The 19,205-nt window shown below is 58.8% G+C and carries 20 protein-coding genes; 15 read left to right on the top strand and 5 right to left on the bottom strand.

The genetic code is table 11. The features are described from left to right. The first annotated feature begins 26 nt into the window (after nt 1–26). The 6 genes from lysS to ACWKV9_RS19420 all read left to right on the top strand — a co-directional run bounded on the left by lysS (nt 27) and on the right by ACWKV9_RS19420 (nt 5,751). Nucleotides 27–1,529, top strand: a complete 1,503-nt coding sequence (gene lysS / locus ACWKV9_RS19395; RefSeq protein ID WP_483837756.1) for a lysine--tRNA ligase — start codon at nt 27–29, stop codon at nt 1,527–1,529. 212 nt (nt 1,530–1,741) lie between these two features. After that, nucleotides 1,742–2,473: a TetR/AcrR family transcriptional regulator gene (locus tag ACWKV9_RS19400; RefSeq protein WP_483837757.1), complete on the top strand. Its 732-nt coding sequence runs from the start codon at nt 1,742–1,744 to the stop codon at nt 2,471–2,473. 24 nt (nt 2,474–2,497) lie between these two features. Next, nucleotides 2,498–3,058, top strand: a complete 561-nt coding sequence (locus tag ACWKV9_RS19405) for a hypothetical protein (protein WP_483837758.1) — start codon at nt 2,498–2,500, stop codon at nt 3,056–3,058. A gap of 26 nt (nt 3,059–3,084) precedes the next feature. Next, nucleotides 3,085–4,362, top strand: a complete 1,278-nt coding sequence (locus ACWKV9_RS19410) for a flavohemoglobin expression-modulating QEGLA motif protein (protein WP_483837759.1) — start codon at nt 3,085–3,087, stop codon at nt 4,360–4,362. A gap of 145 nt (nt 4,363–4,507) precedes the next feature. After that, nucleotides 4,508–5,425: an alpha/beta hydrolase gene (locus tag ACWKV9_RS19415; protein ID WP_483837760.1), complete on the top strand. Its 918-nt coding sequence runs from the start codon at nt 4,508–4,510 to the stop codon at nt 5,423–5,425. Next, nucleotides 5,422–5,751, top strand: coding sequence for a PA3694 family proteiin (locus ACWKV9_RS19420; RefSeq protein ID WP_483837761.1), 330 nt, complete (start codon nt 5,422–5,424; stop codon nt 5,749–5,751). Before ACWKV9_RS19415 ends, ACWKV9_RS19420 begins: the two co-directional genes overlap by 4 nt. 211 nt (nt 5,752–5,962) lie before the next feature. Here the strand turns inward: ACWKV9_RS19420 and lptF are convergent, their stop codons facing one another. From lptF to ACWKV9_RS19435, 3 genes are all read right to left on the bottom strand, one after another. Continuing rightward, on the bottom strand, nt 5,963–6,745 hold the full coding sequence (gene lptF / locus ACWKV9_RS19425) for a lipotoxin F family OmpA-related lipoprotein LptF (protein ID WP_483837762.1): 783 nt from the start codon (nt 6,743–6,745) through the stop codon (nt 5,963–5,965). A gap of 48 nt (nt 6,746–6,793) precedes the next feature. Then, the gene (locus tag ACWKV9_RS19430) at nt 6,794–7,219 is read right to left on the bottom strand and encodes a DUF4398 domain-containing protein (RefSeq protein WP_483837763.1); all 426 of its coding nucleotides are present in this window, start codon (nt 7,217–7,219) and stop codon (nt 6,794–6,796) included. 282 nt (nt 7,220–7,501) lie between these two features. Then, the gene (locus tag ACWKV9_RS19435; RefSeq protein ID WP_483837764.1) at nt 7,502–7,846 is read right to left on the bottom strand and encodes a pilin assembly protein; all 345 of its coding nucleotides are present in this window, start codon (nt 7,844–7,846) and stop codon (nt 7,502–7,504) included. A 221-nt stretch (nt 7,847–8,067) separates the two neighbouring features. Between ACWKV9_RS19435 and ppc the strand changes: the two genes are divergently transcribed. The 7 genes from ppc to ACWKV9_RS19470 all read left to right on the top strand — a co-directional run bounded on the left by ppc (nt 8,068) and on the right by ACWKV9_RS19470 (nt 15,581). Continuing rightward, entirely contained in the window at nt 8,068–10,704 is a 2,637-nt protein-coding gene (gene ppc / locus ACWKV9_RS19440; RefSeq protein WP_483837765.1) for a phosphoenolpyruvate carboxylase, read from the top strand. 283 nt (nt 10,705–10,987) lie between these two features. Next, entirely contained in the window at nt 10,988–11,635 is a 648-nt protein-coding gene (gene adk / locus ACWKV9_RS19445) for an adenylate kinase (RefSeq protein WP_483837766.1), read from the top strand. A gap of 87 nt (nt 11,636–11,722) precedes the next feature. Continuing rightward, a complete protein-coding gene (tsaB, locus tag ACWKV9_RS19450; protein WP_483837767.1) occupies nt 11,723–12,397 on the top strand; it encodes a tRNA (adenosine(37)-N6)-threonylcarbamoyltransferase complex dimerization subunit type 1 TsaB in 675 nt (224 codons plus the stop codon). Between the two features lie 395 nt (nt 12,398–12,792). Continuing rightward, a complete protein-coding gene (locus ACWKV9_RS19455; RefSeq protein ID WP_483837768.1) occupies nt 12,793–13,083 on the top strand; it encodes a hypothetical protein in 291 nt (96 codons plus the stop codon). Then, nucleotides 13,080–13,949, top strand: coding sequence for a DUF72 domain-containing protein (locus ACWKV9_RS19460; protein ID WP_483837769.1), 870 nt, complete (start codon nt 13,080–13,082; stop codon nt 13,947–13,949). Before ACWKV9_RS19455 ends, ACWKV9_RS19460 begins: the two co-directional genes overlap by 4 nt. A 97-nt stretch (nt 13,950–14,046) precedes the next feature. Beyond that, nucleotides 14,047–14,880: an isocitrate lyase/PEP mutase family protein gene (locus ACWKV9_RS19465; RefSeq protein ID WP_483837770.1), complete on the top strand. Its 834-nt coding sequence runs from the start codon at nt 14,047–14,049 to the stop codon at nt 14,878–14,880. Nucleotides 14,881–14,891: 11 nt separating this feature from the next. Beyond that, nucleotides 14,892–15,581 (top strand): extensin-like domain-containing protein, encoded by a 690-nt coding sequence (locus ACWKV9_RS19470; protein WP_483837771.1) that lies wholly within the window; start codon nt 14,892–14,894, stop codon nt 15,579–15,581. A gap of 165 nt (nt 15,582–15,746) precedes the next feature. On the opposite strand, the gene ACWKV9_RS19475 is transcribed toward ACWKV9_RS19470, so the two are convergent. After that, nucleotides 15,747–16,376, bottom strand: a complete 630-nt coding sequence (locus ACWKV9_RS19475) for an energy transducer TonB (protein WP_483837772.1) — start codon at nt 16,374–16,376, stop codon at nt 15,747–15,749. A 98-nt stretch (nt 16,377–16,474) separates the two neighbouring features. On the opposite strand from ACWKV9_RS19475, the gene ACWKV9_RS19480 reads away from it, so the two are divergent. Further along, on the top strand, nt 16,475–17,257 hold the full coding sequence (locus ACWKV9_RS19480; RefSeq protein ID WP_483837773.1) for a class I SAM-dependent methyltransferase: 783 nt from the start codon (nt 16,475–16,477) through the stop codon (nt 17,255–17,257). Nucleotides 17,258–17,361: 104 nt separating this feature from the next. Here the strand turns inward: ACWKV9_RS19480 and ACWKV9_RS19485 are convergent, their stop codons facing one another. Further along, complete coding sequence (locus tag ACWKV9_RS19485; protein WP_483837923.1) at nt 17,362–17,997, bottom strand: TetR/AcrR family transcriptional regulator; 636 nt, start codon at nt 17,995–17,997, stop codon at nt 17,362–17,364. Between the two features lie 107 nt (nt 17,998–18,104). Between ACWKV9_RS19485 and ACWKV9_RS19490 the strand changes: the two genes are divergently transcribed. Beyond that, a complete protein-coding gene (locus tag ACWKV9_RS19490; protein ID WP_483837774.1) occupies nt 18,105–19,205 on the top strand; it encodes an efflux RND transporter periplasmic adaptor subunit in 1,101 nt (366 codons plus the stop codon).

Here is a 19,205-nt window from a genome sequence, read left to right on the forward strand (position 1 = left end):
GAACCTGTGACGGAAAATCAAAAGACATGAGCGACCAACAACTCGACCCGCAAGCCCTGCAACAGGAAGAAAACTCCCTGATCGCCCTGCGCAAGGAAAAGCTTGCCGCCGAGCGCGCCAAGGGTCAGGCCTTCCCCAACGACTTCCGCCGCGACAGCTACTGCAATGACCTGCAGAAACAGTACGCGGACAAGACCAAGGAAGAGCTGGCAGAGGCTGCGATCCCGGTCAAGGTTGCCGGTCGCATCATGCTCAACCGTGGCTCGTTCATGGTGATCCAGGACATGACCGGTCGCATTCAGGTTTACGTCAACCGCAAGACCTTGTCCGAAGAAACCCTGGCCTCGGTGAAAACCTGGGACATGGGCGACATCATTGCTGCCGAAGGCACGCTGGCGCGCTCCGGCAAGGGCGACCTGTACGTTGAAATGACCACCGTGCGCCTGCTGACCAAATCCCTGCGTCCGCTGCCCGACAAACACCACGGCCTGACCGATACCGAGCAGCGCTATCGTCAGCGCTACGTTGACCTGATCGTCAACGAAGACGTGCGCGAAACCTTCCGCGTGCGCTCGCAAGTCATCGCCCACATCCGCAGCTTTCTGATGAAGCGCGACTTCCTCGAAGTCGAAACACCGATGCTCCAGACCATTCCGGGTGGCGCAGCGGCCAAGCCGTTCGAGACTCACCACAACGCGCTGGATCTGGAAATGTTCCTGCGTATCGCGCCGGAGCTGTACCTCAAGCGTCTGGTCGTGGGTGGGTTCGAAAAGGTGTTCGAGATCAACCGCAACTTCCGTAACGAAGGTGTTTCGACCCGCCATAACCCCGAGTTCACGATGCTTGAGTTCTATCAAGCGTATGCGGACTACGAAGACAACATGGACCTGACCGAAGAGCTGTTCCGCGAGCTGGCGCAGCTGGTTCTGGGCAGCACCGACGTGCCGTATGGCGACAAGGTGTTCCATTTCGGCGAGCCGTTCGTGCGTCTGTCGGTGTTTGATTCGATCCTCAAGTACAACCCTGAGTTGACTGCTGACGATTTGAACGACATCGACAAGGCTCGCGCCATCGCCAAGAAAGCCGGCGCTAAGGTGCTGGGCTTCGAAGGTCTGGGCAAATTGCAGGTGATGATTTTCGAAGAGCTGGTCGAGCACAAGCTGGAGCAGCCGCACTTCATTACCCAATACCCGTTTGAAGTCTCGCCACTGGCCCGTCGTAACGATGACAACCCGAACGTCACCGACCGCTTCGAGCTGTTTATCGGCGGCCGTGAAATCGCCAACGCTTATTCCGAGTTGAACGACGCGGAAGACCAGGCGGAGCGCTTCATGGCGCAAGTGGCCGATAAAGACGCGGGCGACGACGAAGCCATGCACTACGACGCCGATTTCGTCCGCGCGCTGGAATACGGCATGCCGCCAACGGCGGGTGAGGGCATCGGTATCGATCGTCTTGTCATGTTGCTGACCAACTCGCCATCGATTCGAGATGTCATCCTGTTCCCGCACATGCGGCCGCAAGCGTAATTGCTGTATGAAAAAGCCGCCTGAGTTGGGCGGCTTTTTTTTGGCTGTTCAGTGAGTGTTCAGGTGACTCAACGGACGCTATCGCGGGCAAGCGTGCTCCTACAGTGGACCGCGTTCCAAAGTAGAAGCGCGCTTGTCCGCGAAGGCGTCGGTCCAGACGATAAAGATTTTCGATCCAATCCACTACAACGCACCAAAGAGGAAAACCTGTCGTGAATCGTACGATCGCTCAAAAGGGAGCCGCCGGCCTGGCAACGGCCGTGGCGGAGAGTGTTCAGTATCAGGGCCGCAAGGCCAGTCGACAGGGAAGCGAACAGCGTCGACAGCAGATTCTCGACGCGGCAATGCGCATTGTCATTCGTGACGGAGTGCGCGCGGTGCGTCATCGGGCGGTGGCGGCAGAGGCCGCTGTTCCGCTCTCCGCGACCACCTACTATTTCAAAGACATCGACGACTTGCTCACTGATGCCTTCGCCCAATACGTCGAGCGCAGCGCGGCCTACATGGCAAAACTGTGGGCCAACACCGAAGTCGTACTGCGCGAAATGCTCGCCCGCAACGACGGCAGTCACGACGCCCGCGCGCGCCTGGCTGATGAAATCGCGCGTATGGCCATGGACTACATCCGCCATCAGCTAATGACCCGTCGCGACCAATTGATCGCCGAACACGCGTTCCGTCACGAGGCGTTGATTAACCCCAGGCTTGGCGCGCTGGTCAGTGCTCACCAGCAGATTTTGCTGCAGGGCAGCAGTCAGTTTCTGGAGGTCATGGGCTCTAAACAGCCTCATCTGGATGCTCAAGTGTTGACGGGCATTATCTGTCGGATGGAATATCAGGGCCTGCTGAACGGACCACAGCCCCATGCAGATGAAGAAATGCTCGCTATTCTCAGTCGCCAAATGCATCTGGTGCTGGGCACTGCGCAGCCAATAGGCGCGTAAGATCGCTCATTTCAGGAGAACCCGATGAAAGCCTGGCGCGTGTTGCTCGCTTTGTCGTTCGCGCTGTTGAGCGGATGCCTGGTGACGTTCAAGGACCCCTTGCCCGCCAATGAAACCGCCCCGACCAAGCTGTTGGGGACCTGGACCAGCAAAAACGCCTGGGGCGAGCCGCTGGAACTGGAAATCAGCCGGGCTGGCGCCAATCAATACAAGGCCGTCAGTTATCGCAAGGGCGATCGCAAGAACCGCGATGAGTACGCCTTCACCGTCAGCCGTCATGGCAGCCGTTGGTATCTCTCGGCGGCGCTGCCGGAAAAATACGGCGCCAATTACGTCATGGCCGGTTTCGAATTGATCGACAACGACGCATCGGCAGACGAGTTAGTGGTCTACGACCTGGACGTGGACCGCTTGCAGCAGTTGGTCGATCAGAAAGTATTCGACGGGCAGGCAACGGATACGGAAAAGGGCCCCGGCGTATTGATCACCAGCCCTCTGAACAGCGTTTTCGCCTATCTGGACGACCCGGCCAACTCCGATGTATTTCTCAAAGCAGCTCAATACCAGCGTATGACCAAGCAGTAGTGCTGCTAATCAAAAAGGAATGTTGAGTGGACGAATACCAGCTAACCATTCGCGCGTTATCCGACCGTATCGTCGTCGCGCAGACGCCCATTCGTGTCCTAGATGCGGTGAAGTGGGACGACTCCATCAAGCAGGATTTTCTGGCGGCCAAAGGCAAAAAAATGCCTGCCGTTGATCGTGCGTATTACGAAAACCGTCCGCTGGGGTTTGACTCCGGAGCTGCCAAACTGGAGTTCCAGAACATCGAGCGTGACATCACCCGACAGTTGGGCCAGTTCAACCCGGTCGGGCAAATCATGCGGCGCATGTGCAAGGAATACCGAATGGTAATCCGCATGCTGGAAGCGCGCGGCACGCCGGATTTCGGGCTCATTTCCCAAGAGCTCTACGGCTCGGCGTCCGATGCATTTCACGCCGGCGACCCGACATTGGCCGATCTGGGGCTGATGCTCTCGGATTATTTGAACAATATCGCCGGTCGCGGCGATTTGAAGGACGAGCCAAAAATCCTGACAGCCAAGGATGCCGTGGACTTGCTGCAAAGCCGGTTGAATCGGGTGTTCGGTGAAGCTGAAGGCACGATCCGGGTTTTCGAGTCGGACGGCATCGTGGCTGACGCAGCGGCGGGCGCCGATTACATCAAGATCCGCAGCGACGCGATGTTCAATGAACGTGATGTTCGGGCGCTGGAGGTTCACGAAGGCCTGGTACACGTGGGCACCACGCTCAACGGGCAGAATCAACCGATCTGTACCTTTCTCGCCAAGGGCCCGCCGTCGTCGACAGTGACGCAGGAAGGCCTGGCAATCCTCATGGAAGTCATCGCCTTCGCGTCCTACCCGAGTCGTCTGCGCAAGCTGACCAACCGCACTCGGGCCATACACATGGCCGAAGAGGGCGCGGATTTCCTGCAGGTGTTCGAATTCTACCGTGAGCAGGGTTTCGGCATGCCGGAAAGCTATGGCAATGCCAGCCGCGTTTTCCGCGGCTCTGTGCCCAATGGTCTGCCTTTCACCAAGGACTTGTCCTACTTGAAGGGCTTCATCATGGTCTACAACTACATCCAGTTGGCCGTGCGCAAAGGCAAACTGGAGCAGGTGCCGTTGTTGTTCTGCGGCAAGACGACCCTGGAAGACATGCGCACCCTGCGGCAGTTGGTGGACGAGGGACTGGTGGTCGCGCCCAAATACCTGCCCGAACAGTTTCGCGACATGAACGCGCTGTCGGCATGGATGTGCTTCTCCAACTTCCTCAATCACCTGAGCCTGGACCGGATCGAGGCGGATTATTCCAATATCTTGTGAGCTGGTGAATTGTAGGAGCGCGCTTGCCCGCGATGGCGATATTGCCCGCAACAAAAGGGTTAACTGACACACCGTAATCGCGGGCAAGCGCGCTCCTACAACGGCATTTGCCTGGCTGGATGATTCAAAATAAAAAGGAATCCGCTTGAAGCCCCTCATTACCCTCGCTCTGACACTGATCCTCTCCGGCTGCACCAGCCTGCTGTTTTATCCGGAAACCGGCCTGCCGCTGACTCCCGACAAAGCACATCTGCAATATCGCGACGTCAACCTGACTGCCGCAGACGGCACGCATCTGCGCGGCTGGTTTTTGCCCGCTAAAGAGGGTGTGCCGGTCAAAGGCACGGTGCTGCACCTGCATGGCAACGGCGGCAATATGTCGTGGCATCTGGGCGGTACGTGGTGGCTGCCTGAAGAGGGATATCAAGTCCTGTTGCTGGACTATCGCGGTTATGGATTGTCCGAAGGCGAACCAAGCCTGCCGGCGATCTATCAGGACATCGACGCCGCATTCGACTGGCTGAACAAAGCCCCTGAGGTGCAAGGCAAACCATTAGCAGTGCTGGGCCAGAGCATCGGCGGCGCGCTTGCCGTGCATTACTTGGCTGAGCATCCGCAGCAGCGAGCTCGGGTCAAGGCGTTGGTGCTCGATGGAGTGCCAGCGAGTTATCGTGAGGTCGCGCGCTACACCCTCAGCACGTCCTGGCTGACCTGGCCATTCAAGCGTCCGCTGTCGTGGGTGATTCCAGACGAAGACAGCGCCATCAATGGCCTGCCGAAGCTGGCGGGTACACCCATGCTGTTGTTCCAAAGTCTGGACGACACGCAAGTGCCGCTCTACAACGGCATCAGTCTGTATCAAGCCGCGCCCCCGCCCCGTGTGCTGCAGCTGACCCGAGGAGCTCATGTCCAGACCTTCGCAGACCCGACCTGGCGCCAGGTCATGATTCGTTATCTGGAAGACCCGCAGCACTTCAATGGCCTGCGCCGTCTGGCCGAAGTGCCCAATTATCCTGAGACTGGCACGCCGAAAGCTTCGCCATCTACCGAGACTGCGCAATGACCGAAGAACGCAACGCCATCCCCCTCATCATTACGGGCATCGCCTGCATCCTCGGTACGGTAGGGGTGCTGTGGTACTACGGTTATCTGCACTTCGCCAAGCCGGAGGATGCGTTGCTATTAGATCAATTCACGCTGCTCAAGACAGTGCCGGGCGAGGACTACAAAGTCGCGCTCGAACCCGCGGCGCAAGTTGCGCAATGCATCGACGGAGTCCTGGTGCTATTCGACACCGAGCAAAAAGGCCTGACCGGCGTGCTGATCAATAGCAAAAAGCAGGCAGTGCGTTGCATGGGGCAGGAGACGCCGCAGCAGTTGCTGCCGTGAGATTTCCCTTACACCATGGCACCGTGGAAGCGGACCTCTCCGCGAAGAGGGCGGCACATTCGCCGGATTTGTAGCGTCTGAAACGCCGCATTCGCGGACAGGTCCGTTCCCACAGGAAAGGGCCATTGCCTTTCGGAATCGGTTTATGGCTCACACAAAAAAGCCCCGCCTGTTATCAACAGGCGGGGCTTTGTTTTACAGCGTCAGTCGATCACTGCATCGAAGTACGCGGTGCAACCGGCTGGTTGTCGTTGGAAATGGTCACTTCCACACGACGGTTCATGGCACGGCCCGAAGCGCTGGTGTTATCAGCAACCGGGTATTCCTTGCCATAACCCTGCGACACGATGCGCTCAGGACCTACACCCATTTTGACCAGGGCCATGCGCACAGAATTGGCGCGACGCTCGGACAGGGACTGGTTGTAAGACGCCGAACCGCTGCTGTCGGTGTAGCCTTCAACGATCACTTTGCGATCAGGGTTTTCCTGCAGGAACTGGGACAGCTTGTTCACGTTGACCAGACCGCTGGATTTCAGCTCAGCCTTGTTCAGGTCAAACAGCACGTCACCGAAAGTTACCAGCGTACCGCGTTCGGTTTGCTTGGCGTTCAGGCTGTTCTGCAGTGCCTTGATCTGTGCATCGCGAGCGTCCAGACGCGCTTGAGCACGTTGGGCTGCGGCGTTTTTCAGATCGCCTTCGGCGGTTTTCAGATTGATGGTCTGCTTGGCCAGCTCAACGCGCTGGTTAGTCAGATAAGCCAGCTGATCGACTTTTTTCTCGTCGTCATTGTGGCGGTAAGCAGCGTCGGCCTTGTCCAGCCACTCGCTCGCATCTTTGGTCTCCAGAGCCGCCAGTTGGCTGGCTTTTGGATTGCTTTGCAGCGCCGTGTAGTTGGTGCGCGCTTGTTCCAGGTTCACGTTAGGTGGTGTGGAGCAAGCAGCCAGACCAACGCTCAGGGCCAACAGGGCAGGGATAAGTACTTGTTTACGCATAATAGGTTCGTCCTTTAAATCAATGGCCAATGCTTGAGGGGCGCAGAGTTACTTGCTGATCGGCTGGATCTGACGCATGCCGTCTTCACGCAGCTCGTTGACACCCTGACGCGCGTCTTGCACAGCTCTCTGAGCCTTGGCAGCCTGAGCTTTACGCTCTGCTACGCGAGCATCCCATTCAGCTTGTTCGGCATATTTGCGGGCTTCGTCGTATTTCTTTTCTTGCATGGCCAGTTCAGATTGCTTGAACTTGTCTTGCGCCGACTTCATTTCCACTGGGGCGAATTCGGTACCGCCGGCAGTCACGGCAGCATTGACTGCCGATTGAGTGACTGCGTATTGCTCGGAAGGCGGGTTACCTGCACAACCGGCGAGGATAAAGCTGGTACCGAGAGCCAGCGCGGCCAATTTAAGCCCGCGCAGGCCATTGAACTTGGTTTTGGCAGTGCTGGTGTTCATCGTAATCAACTCCATTGTGTTACTCCTGAAAACATAGTTTTTCCAAGACAGTCATTGCGCCTGTAGAGGTCTGGCCCAAAGGCCGCGAGCCTCTGCCATCTGTCGGCTTTTTCTGTAATGGCTAACTGCTCGGACCTGCGCGGTTTTTGAATAGTTCAGCCTTTATCATGAACATTCGGCCTGCATTTGTTTCGCGTTGTAAAATTGACGCCTCAAAATTGACACAAGAAAATACACACCGAGCCCGATTTAGAAGGGCTGGCGTGCATTATCCGAAGGTGAAAAGCGACGTCGTAATCAGTGCTGCTGCGTGTCTTGCTGATCGGTCAAATCCTGCAGATAGCGCTTGGACAATTCCAGAAAACGAGGCGTGGGACCGACGTCTTCGTAAAGCGGATCACCTTCTTCATCCGTAGCGACCACGTGCGACCCTTTCACGTACGGGAAGCTTGCCTCCAGTTCCTCCAGCGCAGCGCCGATCAGTTCACCCAGTAGCTCTTCGGGAACGCGTTTGGGATACATCTGGGCGATGGCGGCCAGACGCGCTGCGGCCTCGACGTCCAGATGGACCTCATAACCGGTCTTTGTCAGGCGACCTTTGGCGGTTTGTTCCCAGTGGTTGGCGAGTTCGCGAATTTTCATACTGACCTCTTCAAAGACCCGCGTAGCGGCGGGTGCAAGCAAGTATTAGCGCCCTGATGGGGTTCGTTGATGAGACTAGCCGGATCTGGGCGGTCGGTAGCACTTGTGTGAATTTGTTGCGCTATGCACAGTAGATAGAGACGGATTTTGCGCGCGCGTTCAGTTTCGACCTGGTTCAGGCTGAACCGTCCCCGGATAAAAACGCTAAGGAGAAGGGCTAGATGGCTGATATCGATGCACGTTTGCGCGAGGACGTTCACCTGCTGGGTGAACTGCTGGGCAACACGATCCGCGATCAACGCGGCGCTGATTTTCTTGAGAAGATCGAGCGCATCCGCAAGAGTGCCAAAGCTGGGCGACGCGCCTCGACCCAGAGCACCGAGCAGTTGAGTTCCAACCTGGAGAGCCTGAGCGAGGACGAGTTGCTCCCCGTCGCACGGGCCTTCAACCAGTTCCTCAACCTGGCCAATATCGCCGAGCAATATCAGCTCATCCATCGTCGCGACGACAGCAAGCCGCTGCCCTTCGAATCACGGGTTCTGCCAGAACTGCTGGAGCGACTCAAGCAAGCCGGTCACGCGCCTGAAGCCCTCGCGCGGCAAATCAGCAAGCTTGAAATCGAACTGGTACTGACTGCCCACCCCACGGAAGTGGCGCGGCGAACCCTGATTCAGAAATACGACGCCATCGCCGCGCAACTGGCTGCCCTGGATCACCGCGACCTGAATAAGCAGGAGCGCGCGCAGATCACCGAGCGCTTGCAGTTGCTGATCGCTGAAGCCTGGCACACCGAAGAAATCCGCCGTACGCGTCCGACTCCGGTCGATGAAGCGAAATGGGGATTTGCCGTCATCGAGAACTCGCTTTGGCAGGCCATCCCCAATTATCTGCGTAAAGCGGACAAAGTGCTGCATGCGGCCACCGGCTTTCATCTGCCCCTTGAGGCCGCGCCAATTCGCTTTGCTTCCTGGATGGGCGGCGACCGCGATGGCAACCCTAACGTGACAGCTGCGGTGACCCGTGAGGTGCTGTTGCTGGCGCGCTGGATGGCGGCCGACCTTTACTTGCGTGATGTCGATCAACTGGCCGCCGAGCTGTCGATGCAGCAGGCCAATGACGCCCTTCAGACGCTGGCAGGTGACAGCGCCGAACCCTATCGCGCCGTGCTCAAGCAATTACGTGAACGACTGCGCGCTACTCGCAACTGGGCACATGCCTCGCTTGCGGTTACGCAGCCTGCGCCGGAAGCGGTGTTGCACAATAATCGCGAGCTGCTGGACCCGTTGCAGCTGTGCTATCAGTCGCTGCATGAATGCGGCATGGGTGTGATCGCCGATGGACCGCTGCTCGACTGCCTGCGCCGGGCCGTGACCTTCGGTTTGTTCCTTGTGAAGCTGGATGTGCGTCAGGACTCCACCCGACACAGGTCGGCGATGACCGAGATCACCGATTACCTAGGCCTGGGTCGTTACGAGGACTGGGACGAAGAAGCGCGTATCGAGTTTCTGCTGCGTGAGTTGAGCAACCGCAGGCCACTGCTACCGAGTCATTTCAAACCAGCGGCCGACACCGCCGAAGTGTTGGCGACCTGCCGTGAAGTGGCGGCTGCGCCCGCTGCGTCGCTGGGCTCCTACGTTATTTCCATGGCGGGCGCTGCGTCGGACGTCTTGGCGGTGCAGTTGTTGTTGAAAGAGGCGGGGCTGCAGCGGCCGATGCGGGTGGTGCCGCTGTTCGAGACCCTGGCCGACCTGGATAACGCAGGTCCCGTGATCGAAACTTTGCTGAGCCTGCCGGGCTATCGATTGCGTTTGCACGGGCCTCAGGAAGTCATGATCGGCTATTCCGATTCGGCCAAGGACGCAGGCACCACCGCTGCGGCGTGGGCGCAATACCGTGCTCAGGAAAAACTGGTCGAGATCTGCCGTGCCCAGCAGATCGAACTGCTGTTGTTCCATGGTCGTGGCGGCACGGTGGGTCGCGGCGGCGGTCCCGCCCACGCGGCCATCTTGTCGCAACCTCCAGGATCGGTTGCCGGTCGTTTCCGCACCACCGAACAGGGCGAGATGATCCGCTTCAAATTCGGGCTGCCGGACATTGCCGAGCAAAACCTCAATCTCTACCTGGCCGCTGTGCTGGAAGCGACTCTGCTACCGCCGCCGATGCCGGAACCGGCCTGGCGCACGATGATGGATCAATTGGCCAGCGATGGCGTGGCGGCCTATCGCGCAGTGGTGCGCGAGAACCCCGAATTCGTCGAATATTTCCGTCAGGCCACGCCCGAGCAGGAACTGGGTCGGCTGCCATTGGGCAGTCGTCCAGCCAAGCGGCGTGAGGGCGGCGTCGAAAGTTTGCGTGCTATCCCATGGATCTTTGCCTGGACCCAGACCCGCCTGATGTTACCGGCCTGGCTGGGTTGGGAGTCGGCGTTGAGCAAGGCGCTGGAACGTGGCGAAGGGGATGTGCTGGGACAGATGCGCGAGCAATGGCCGTTTTTCAGAACCCGTATCGATATGCTTGAAATGGTGTTGGCCAAAGCCGACAGCGACATTGCTCAGCTGTATGACGAACGTCTGGTGGAGCCGGGCTTGCAACATTTGGGGGCGCATTTACGCGACTTATTGTCGCAGGCATGCAAGGTGGTGCTGGGTCTGACCGGGCAGGAGCAATTGCTTGCCCACAGTCCTGAGACCCTGGAGTTCATCAATTTGCGCAATACCTATCTTGATCCTCTTCATCTATTGCAGGCTGAATTGCTGGCTCGTTCGCGCACTCAGGATGCAACGCTCGAAGGTCCGCTTGCGCAGGCACTGCTGGTGTCTGTCGCAGGGATAGCCGCCGGATTGCGCAACACCGGTTGAGGGCGGCAGGTCGCGAGCGGGACACGCGCCCCCGTGATTCGCGGCGCAAGGATGATCGGGAACGGCGCATCCCTATAAGGTTGCGCCACGTCATACCCACTCGTTGAACGCCAGCAAGCTACCGATTTGTCTCGGGTTACTGCGACTTTCGGCGGCTTGTGCCGCCTGTGTCGGCTGTGTATCTTGATCAGCCTTTGGCCGTTGGGTCAGTATTTCTTTTTTTTAAGATTGGCCCCACGAGGCGAATCCGACGACATCTTTATAAAAATTGAGGAGCACAACAATGCGCGTGATTCTGCTGGGAGCTCCCGGGGCCGGAAAAGGTACTCAGGCAAAGTTCATCACCGAAAAATTCGGTATCCCGCAAATTTCCACTGGCGACATGCTGCGCGCAGCAGTCAAGGCCGGTACTGAGTTGGGCCTGAAGGCTAAAAGTGTCATGGACAGCGGCGGCCTTGTGTCCGACGACCTGATCATTGGTCTGATCAAGGATCGCCTGTCAGAACCCGATTGCGCCAATGGCGTCCTGTTCGACGGCTTCCCCCGCACTATTCCTCAAGCTGAAGCACTGCTGGCTGCCGGTCTGACCATCGATAACGTGGTCGAAATCAAAGTCGACGACGAAGAGATCGTTCAGCGTATTTCCGGGCGTCGCGTTCACGAAGGCTCGGGCCGTGTTTATCACCTGGTCTACAACCCGCCAAAAACCGAAGGCGTGGACGATGTGACCGGCGAGCCGCTGGTGCAGCGCAAGGACGACGTTGAAGCCACCGTGCGTCATCGTCTGTCGGTCTATCACTCGCAGACCAAGCCGCTGGTAGATTTCTACGAGAAACTCGAAACCAAGAATGGCAAGCCAAAGTGCAGCCATATCGAAGGCGTAGGTTCTGTAGAAGCCATCACCGCCAAGGTGCTGGAAGCGCTGAGCTGATAGTTGCTCGGACGCAGTTAACGACGGCCCGCTTGCGGGCCGTTGTTGTTTATAATGCGGCACTTTTTACCTACCATGGAAACCCCGATGAGCACCTTGCTGGCCCTGGATACCGCCACTGAAGCCTGTTCAGTTGCTTTGCTGCATGACGGCAAAGTACTGACTCACTACGAGGTGATCCCGCGCCTGCATGCCCAGCGCCTGTTGCCGATGATCAAAGATTTGCTGGCCGAAGCCGGTATTGGTCTGTCGGCGCTGGACGCCATCGCTTTTGGCCGTGGACCGGGGGCTTTCACTGGCGTGCGGATCGCCATTGGCGTGGTTCAGGGGCTGGCGTTCGGTCTCGACCGTCCGGTGCTGCCGGTGTCGAATCTGGCCGGTCTGGCCCAACGTGCATATCGCGAACAGGGCGCTCTTCAAGTTGCGGCCGCCATCGACGCGCGTATGGATGAGGTGTATTGGGGTTGCTATCGGGCTGCATCCGGGGAAATGCGTTTGGTCGGCGCCGAAGCCGTATTGCCTCCCGAACATGCCGCGTTGCCGGTCGATGCCAGCGGCGACTGGTTCGGTGCCGGAACCGGCTGGGGCTACGCCGAGCGCATGCCCGTGACTCTGGTCGGCGCGGACGCAACCATGCTGCCCCATGCGCAAGACCTGCTCACCTTGGCCACCTTCGCCTGGCTGCGCGGCGAAGCGATTGTCGCTGATGATGCTCAGCCGGTTTACCTGCGCGACAAGGTCGCTACACCCAAAGCCCGCTGAGCCGACGATTGTAGGAGCGCGCTTGCCCGCGATAGCTTCCGCCCATTCAATATTGATCTGCCTGACCCACCGTGATCGCGAGCAAGCGCGCTCCTACAGGGGGTAGTGGCGGACTCAAGGGTGCCAAGCGGCCATAACCCCGTTGAAGCGAGGCTTGCCCGCGAAGTTGACGCCTCGGTGTATCTGACACCCCTCGTCGTGCTCCTATGGACCGCCGCGTACGCAACATTCGGCAGCCAGGTCACGCAAATCACGACCGTTCGGCGACAAAACGTTTATTTCCGCTCGGCGGCTTTAAACGTTTTGTAATAACTGTGGTCTAGTTAACGTTCGCAGGTTGCATAAGGCTGGCCCGCGAGATTAAATTGCCACTACAAGACGCCGAGTAAGTATCGATGCGCATCACTGGTCCCTCACAACAGTCGTATCCGATCAAGCGCAAGCCTCGCAAAGGCTCTGCGCAGGTGGACGCGAGCTTTGAAGAACTGGATAGCGACATCGAAGTGGTTGCCCAGCAGCCGCGCCGTCAAACCGGCAGCACAGCCAACGTGCCCGCCCGCCAGCAAGACATCATATTCCCCCGCGCCATGAGCACCCGAGTTGCCCACGCCCTGAGCAGCTATCTGACGACTTCTACGTTTGTCGATTGGGACCTTGAGGTCTCAGGACTCGATTTACACGTTTGAACGTCGCCAACCCGCCTTATTACATCGGTTGTCCGTCCTGGAGTGAAAGCGCCTGGCGCCAGTCGCTGTACCCCGAAGACGCCCGTAGCACTGATTTCCTCGGGCTTTACGCCCAAGTGTTCAACGCCGTAGAAGGCAATACCACGTTTTACGCAAGCCCTGCGCCGAGCACGGTGCAACGTTGGGCTGAAACCATGCCCGAACACTTTCGATTCACTGCCAAGTTCCCCCGTGACATCAGCCACGGCGGCGACCTGCGCGATCACCTTGTCGCCATGGAAGGTTTCGTCCAGTTGCTGGCGCCGTTGGGCGCACGGGTCGCGCCATTCTGGCTGCAATTGTCGGCGAGCTTCACGCCGTCGCGACTGAACGAACTGGCGGCATTCATTGATGCGCTAGAGCGACCGCTGGCGGTGGAAGTCCGCAATCTGGCGTTCTTCGAAAAAGGCGACGACGAGAAACAGCTCAATCGCCTGTTGCTGGACCGCGGCGTCGAGCGCATCTGCCTGGACTCCCGCCCGTTGTTCAGCTGCGTGTCCACTGACCCTGCCGTACTGCATGCACAATCGAAAAAGCCCAAGGTGCCGCCACGTCCGGCTGCGCTCACTCAATTTCCGCAGGTGCGCTTTATTGGCCATCCGCAACTTGAGGCCAACGATAGCTTTGTCGAGCAATGGGCTCAGAAAGTAGCTGGCTGGATCGAGGAGGGCCGCACGCCGTATGTGTTCCTGCATACCCCGGACAACATTCAAGCGCCTGATCTGGCGCGGCGTTTTCATGAGCAGATGATGATTTTGCTGCCCGGACTTCCCCCGTTGCCGGTGCTGGATCGCGGGCCAGAGGTCGAGCAGTTAGGCTTGTTGTAGGCAACGATTAGCAACGTTTTGCGCTGAACTCTTGCGTAGGAAATTGCACTACTCTTTGCCATCCCTATCCTTCCCCCAATCCCCAGAGACCGGTCCGATGGAACCCTCACAGCTAATCCGCGCGCAAACCTTCAAAGCGCTGCATGAGCGCGACGGGGCGTTCGTCATCCCTAATCCATGGGACGCAGGCTCGGCCAAGATGCTTGCCTCCATGGGCTTTGAAGCGCTAGCCACCACCAGTGCAGGCCTGGCGTTTGTTCTGGGGCGGGCGGACGCCGAAAGCGCAATCAGCCGCGAAGAATCTCTGGCCAATGTCTCAAGCATCGTTGCCGCTACCTCACTTCCTGTGGCGGCTGATCTGGAAAATTGCTTCGCTGACTCCCCCGAAGGCTGCGCCGACACGCTGTTGAAAGCTGCGGCGACGGGTATCGTTGGGGGTTCTATCGAAGACGCAAGCGGCAACCCGGACGATCCGATTTATGACTTCGAGCTGGCAGTCGCGCGAGTCAAGGCAGCGGTGGCCGCCGTACGTAGCCTGCCGTTCCCCTTTATGTTGACGGCCCGCGCGGAGAATCTTCTGAACGGCCGGATGGATCTTTCCGACACGATCAAGCGGCTTCAAGCCTATGCCGATGCAGGCGCGGATGTGCTGTACGCGCCGGGGTTACGCACCCGAGAAGAGGTGATTGCTGTGGTGCATGCCGTCGCGCCGAAGCCGGTGAATGTGCTGATGGGCCTTGGCGGCGTGACGCTGTCGGTGGCGGATTTGACTGAGTGCGGGGTCAAGCGCATCAGCGTCGGTTCCTCACTGGCCCGTGCGGCATGGGGTGGTTTCTACCGCGCTGCCGAGGAAATCCGCAGCGCCGGTACATTCAGCTACGCCGAGGACGCATTGCCGTTCGATCACTTGAACACGTTGTTCAAAGGCTGACGGTGCGCGGTTTGTGGCTATTTCTTTTGTTGGTGCTGGCTTGTGCGGGCGCGGTGTTTTCGGTCTGGAGGGGCTGGCTGGACGTGCCGCCACGCTGGAATCCCTGGGCGCCGCTGGACGTGCGCGATACGCCGAATCTGCTGACCTCCTACAAACTGTCCAGACTGCAGAACGATCCTGAGCTGTGTGATCAGGCGCTGCGCACCTCTTCCCTACGTTTCAGCCATCAGGCCGACAGTGCGCCCGATGCGAAATGTCCACTGACCAATACGCTGCGGATTCAGGGGGGGGATGTCGCACTCAGCAGCAGCTTTCTTGCCAGTTGCCCGCTGGCTGTGGCTTACGCGCTGTTTGATATCCATGCGCTGCAACCGGCTGCACAACAGGTGTTCGGGCAAAAGGTGACGCAGGTTGACCACCTTGGCAGCTTCGCCTGTCGCAATGTCTACAACCGTTCCGAGGGACGACTCAGCCAACATGCCTCCGCCAACGCGCTGGATATCGCCGGATTTCGGCTCGCAGACGGGCGAAGGATTTCGGTGCTAAAGGATTGGAAAGAGGCGGCCGATGACGGGCGGTTTCTAAGGCTGGTGCGCGATGGCGCCTGCAAGAACTTCAACACCGTGCTCAGCCCGGACTACAACGCCGCACACCGCAATCACTTTCATCTGGATATGGGCGGTTGGCGGGTTTGTCGGTGAGTAAGTAATTTCGCGCGGGCTTGATGTCGCGGACCCCGCTTCTCTGTAGGAGCGAACTTGTTCGCGAGGCAATCTTGCGGATGACGCTGAAGCCGCCTCGCCAACAAGTTGGCTCCTACAGGGCGCGGCGACGCTTCGATAAAAGGCGTGTGTCGCGCGCGAAAATCAAGCAGCCTGACGCAAATTCTGCAGCACGATCGGTCGCGCCCAGCCGTTGTCGAAATCCAGGTTGCGCTGTTGTTCGATCATCTCGTTCAGGCTGAACGGCTCGGCAGGCTTGTCGGCCAGATCCCATTCCAGCTCGGCAATCGGCAGAAACAGTGGACGGGGTTGCGGCCCAGGGCCAGGTATGACGCTGTCGTCATAAGGTGCCAACACCGTTGGGCGAACCCAGTTGCTGTCGAATTCCAGATTGCGTTGTTGTTCGATCAGTTCGCCAGCGCTGAACGGCTCGGCAGGTTTGTCGGCCAGATCCCACTCAAATTCGGCGATGGGCAGGAACAGCGGTTCTGGTGGTTTGCGCTCAGTGTCGTGAACCTGCAGTTCGCGTTGATCGACGATTTTGCCCAAGACCTTCGCGCCAGCGACTGGCTCGCCAGTCATGCTGTCCATCGCAGCTTCGACGGGGAATTGCGGCGCCTCGCCAGCGTTGTCCTCGACCTGCTGCGCCATCGCCCGTGCGAATGCATCCTGCCAGAGCTGCGTGACGCCGCTCAGGGTCTGGGTATTGCGTACGCTGTAGTCACCAGCGTACGTCAAGTAACCTATGGAGGATGATTGCTGAATGTCTGACATTGGGCTCAGTACATACCGTGGGTTCTGGCAAAATGCCGGATACTTTTGTTATCGGCAGTCGTTGCCAATCATTAAGAAAATTTGAGCGTGTGGACACAATGAGTGAGCAACAAACGGGCAGTCGCATCCGGGTCCAGGCATTGACTGCCGAGGGGCAGGCGCTCGCTGAGCAGTGGGCGCAGCGTCTGGGTTTGCCGCTGGAAGATGCCGAGGCGGATTTTGCCCTGCAAGTGACCGACGCCGGTTTGCAGTTGCAGCAGTTGGGCGATGACGTGCCGGGCGCTGTGCGTGTGGATTTCGTCGAAGGGGCAGTGGCTCATCGGCGGTTGTTCGGAGGCGGCAGCGGGCAAATGATCGCCAAAGCGGTCGGCATTCAGCCGGGGGTTCGCCCCAAGGTGCTCGACGCGACTGCGGGGCTGGGAAAGGATGCTTTCGTGCTGGCGAGTCTGGGATGCGAGATGAGCCTTATCGAACGCCAACCGATCATCGCTGCGTTACTGGAAGACGGCCTGGCGCGGGGTCGACGAGACCGGGAAGTGGGCGCGATCATCAGCCAGATGCGCTTGTTGACGGGCAATTCCATCGAGTTGATTCGCAACTGGGAAGGCGAGCCGCCGCAGGTGATCTACCTCGATCCGATGTTTCCCCATCGTGAGAAAACGGCACTGGTGAAGAAGGAAATGCGCCTGTTCAGACCTTTGGTCGGCGATGACATGGACGCCCCGGCGTTGCTCGAAGCGGCCTTGGCGCTGGCAACCCACCGTGTTGTGGTCAAACGCCCGCGCAAGGCGCCGTGCATCGAAGGGCCTAAACCGAGTTATGCGCTGGATGGAAAATCCAGCCGGTATGACATCTATCCGAAGAAGGCGTTGAAGTCCTAGGTTAGGCCCCGCTCCTTCTGTGGGAGCCAACTTGTTGGCGAGATCCGCCACTGCGGTGTGTCAGGCGTATCGCCTCGCGAACAAGTTCGCTCCTACAGGGTTTATCACGCGTTTCTATAACCCCGCAAAAACAACCCCACCACGTCCTGCACATGACGCTCGGCCGCCTCGTCGTCCGGCAATTCGCCGCAGCCAATCAGCAATCGAAAATTGCACGCGCCCTTCACCAGGCTCAGGAAATGTTCGCCTGCGCTGGCCGGCGAATCGAAGTGCAGGCCTTCGGTGTCGTTGACGTGTGTGAGAAATCGCTCCATCTCATGAAGAATTCGCTGCGGACCCGCCTCGAAAAACACCCGTGACAGCTTTGGGTCCTGACTGCCAAGGGCAATCATCAGGCGGTGCAGCTCTAACGATTCCGGGCTGTTGATCAGCGTCTGAAACCCTCTCGCAATACCCAGCAACACTTTCTCCACCGGCATATCCACGGGCAAATCCACAAACAGTTCGGGCACCTGCTCTTCACAGCGCGCCACCACCGCCGCAGAAAACAGCGTCTCCTTATCGGTGAAATGACTGTAGACCGTGAGCTTGGATACCCCGGCTTCAGCCGCAACCGCATCCATGCTGGTGCTCGCATAACCGTTGCGCACGAACAGGTTTTTCGCCGCGTCGAGAATCGCCTGGCGCTTGATCAGGTCTTTCGGGCGACCAGGGCCGGAAGGGGAGGTTGGATCGGTCATGGGTTGGTCAGGCATATTCATTTCAATAGTGGACTGGTCAGTTTGGTAATTTTAAATATACTCGGCAGTACAATTATTCCAAGCCCTCCTTGCGCAGGTTTCACATCATGTTCCGCGATGCTTTGTTCCTCGCCGTCTCCATCAGCCTGGCGTCATTTCTGACAGCCTGCGGTCAGGAAGTATCAGTCCCCGCCACCGTGCGCCCGGCCATGGTAGTGCAACCACAGCCTACCGCCCAATCGATGGACAGCTATCCCGGTGAAGTGCGCGCCCGGTTCGAGCCGGAACTGGCGTTTCGAATCCCCGGCAAAGTAAGCAAGCGCCTGGTGGAAGAGGGCGAGCGAGTCAAGGCCAATCAACCGCTGGCAGAGCTCGATGCCCAGGACGTGCGCCTGCAACTGGATGCCACACGCGCTCAAGTCGCCGCCGCCGAAGCCAATCTGCAGATGGTCCGTTCCGAACGTGACCGTTACAAGACGCTGATGGACAAGCAAATGGTCAGCAAATCTCAATACGACAACGCCGAAAATCTCTACCGCGCCGGGGACGCGCGCCTCAGACAGTTGAAAGCAGAGTTCACAGTGGCCGGCAATCAAACCAGTTACGCCGTGCTTCGTGCTTCTCAGGACGGGGTGGTTGCCAAGCGCCTGGTGGAAGTCGGGCAAGTAGTGGCGGCGGGGCAAACGGTGTTTACGCTGGCCGCCGACGGCGAGCGTGAAGTGCTGATCAGCCTGCCGGAGCAAAACTACGGTCGTTTCAAAATCGGCCAGCCGGTGTCGGTTGAGCTTTGGACCCAGCGCGATCAGCGTTTCCCCGGCCGTATCCGTGAACTGTCCCCGGCAGCCGATCCAAGGTCGCGTACCTTCGCAGCCCGCATTGCCTTTGCCGAGGGCAAGGTGCCTGCCGACCTGGGCCAAAGCGCCCGGGTGTTTATCCAGTCAGAACAAAATGTTCCGTTGTCGGTGCCCTTGTCGGCGCTGACTGCCGAGAACGGCGAGACTTACGTCTGGCGCGTGCAAAGCGACAACACGCTCAAGCGTACGCCGGTGCAGGTCGGCGCCTATGGGCAGGAAACGGTGCCCGTCCTGAGCGGGCTTGAAGCCACCGATTGGGTGGTCGCAGCCGGTGTGCATGTGCTGCACGAGGGCGAACCGATTCGTCCAGTGGATCGCAGTAATCGAGCGGTGAAACTGGCGGCGAAGGAGTAG

The organism is Pseudomonas corni, from assembly GCF_057128765.1.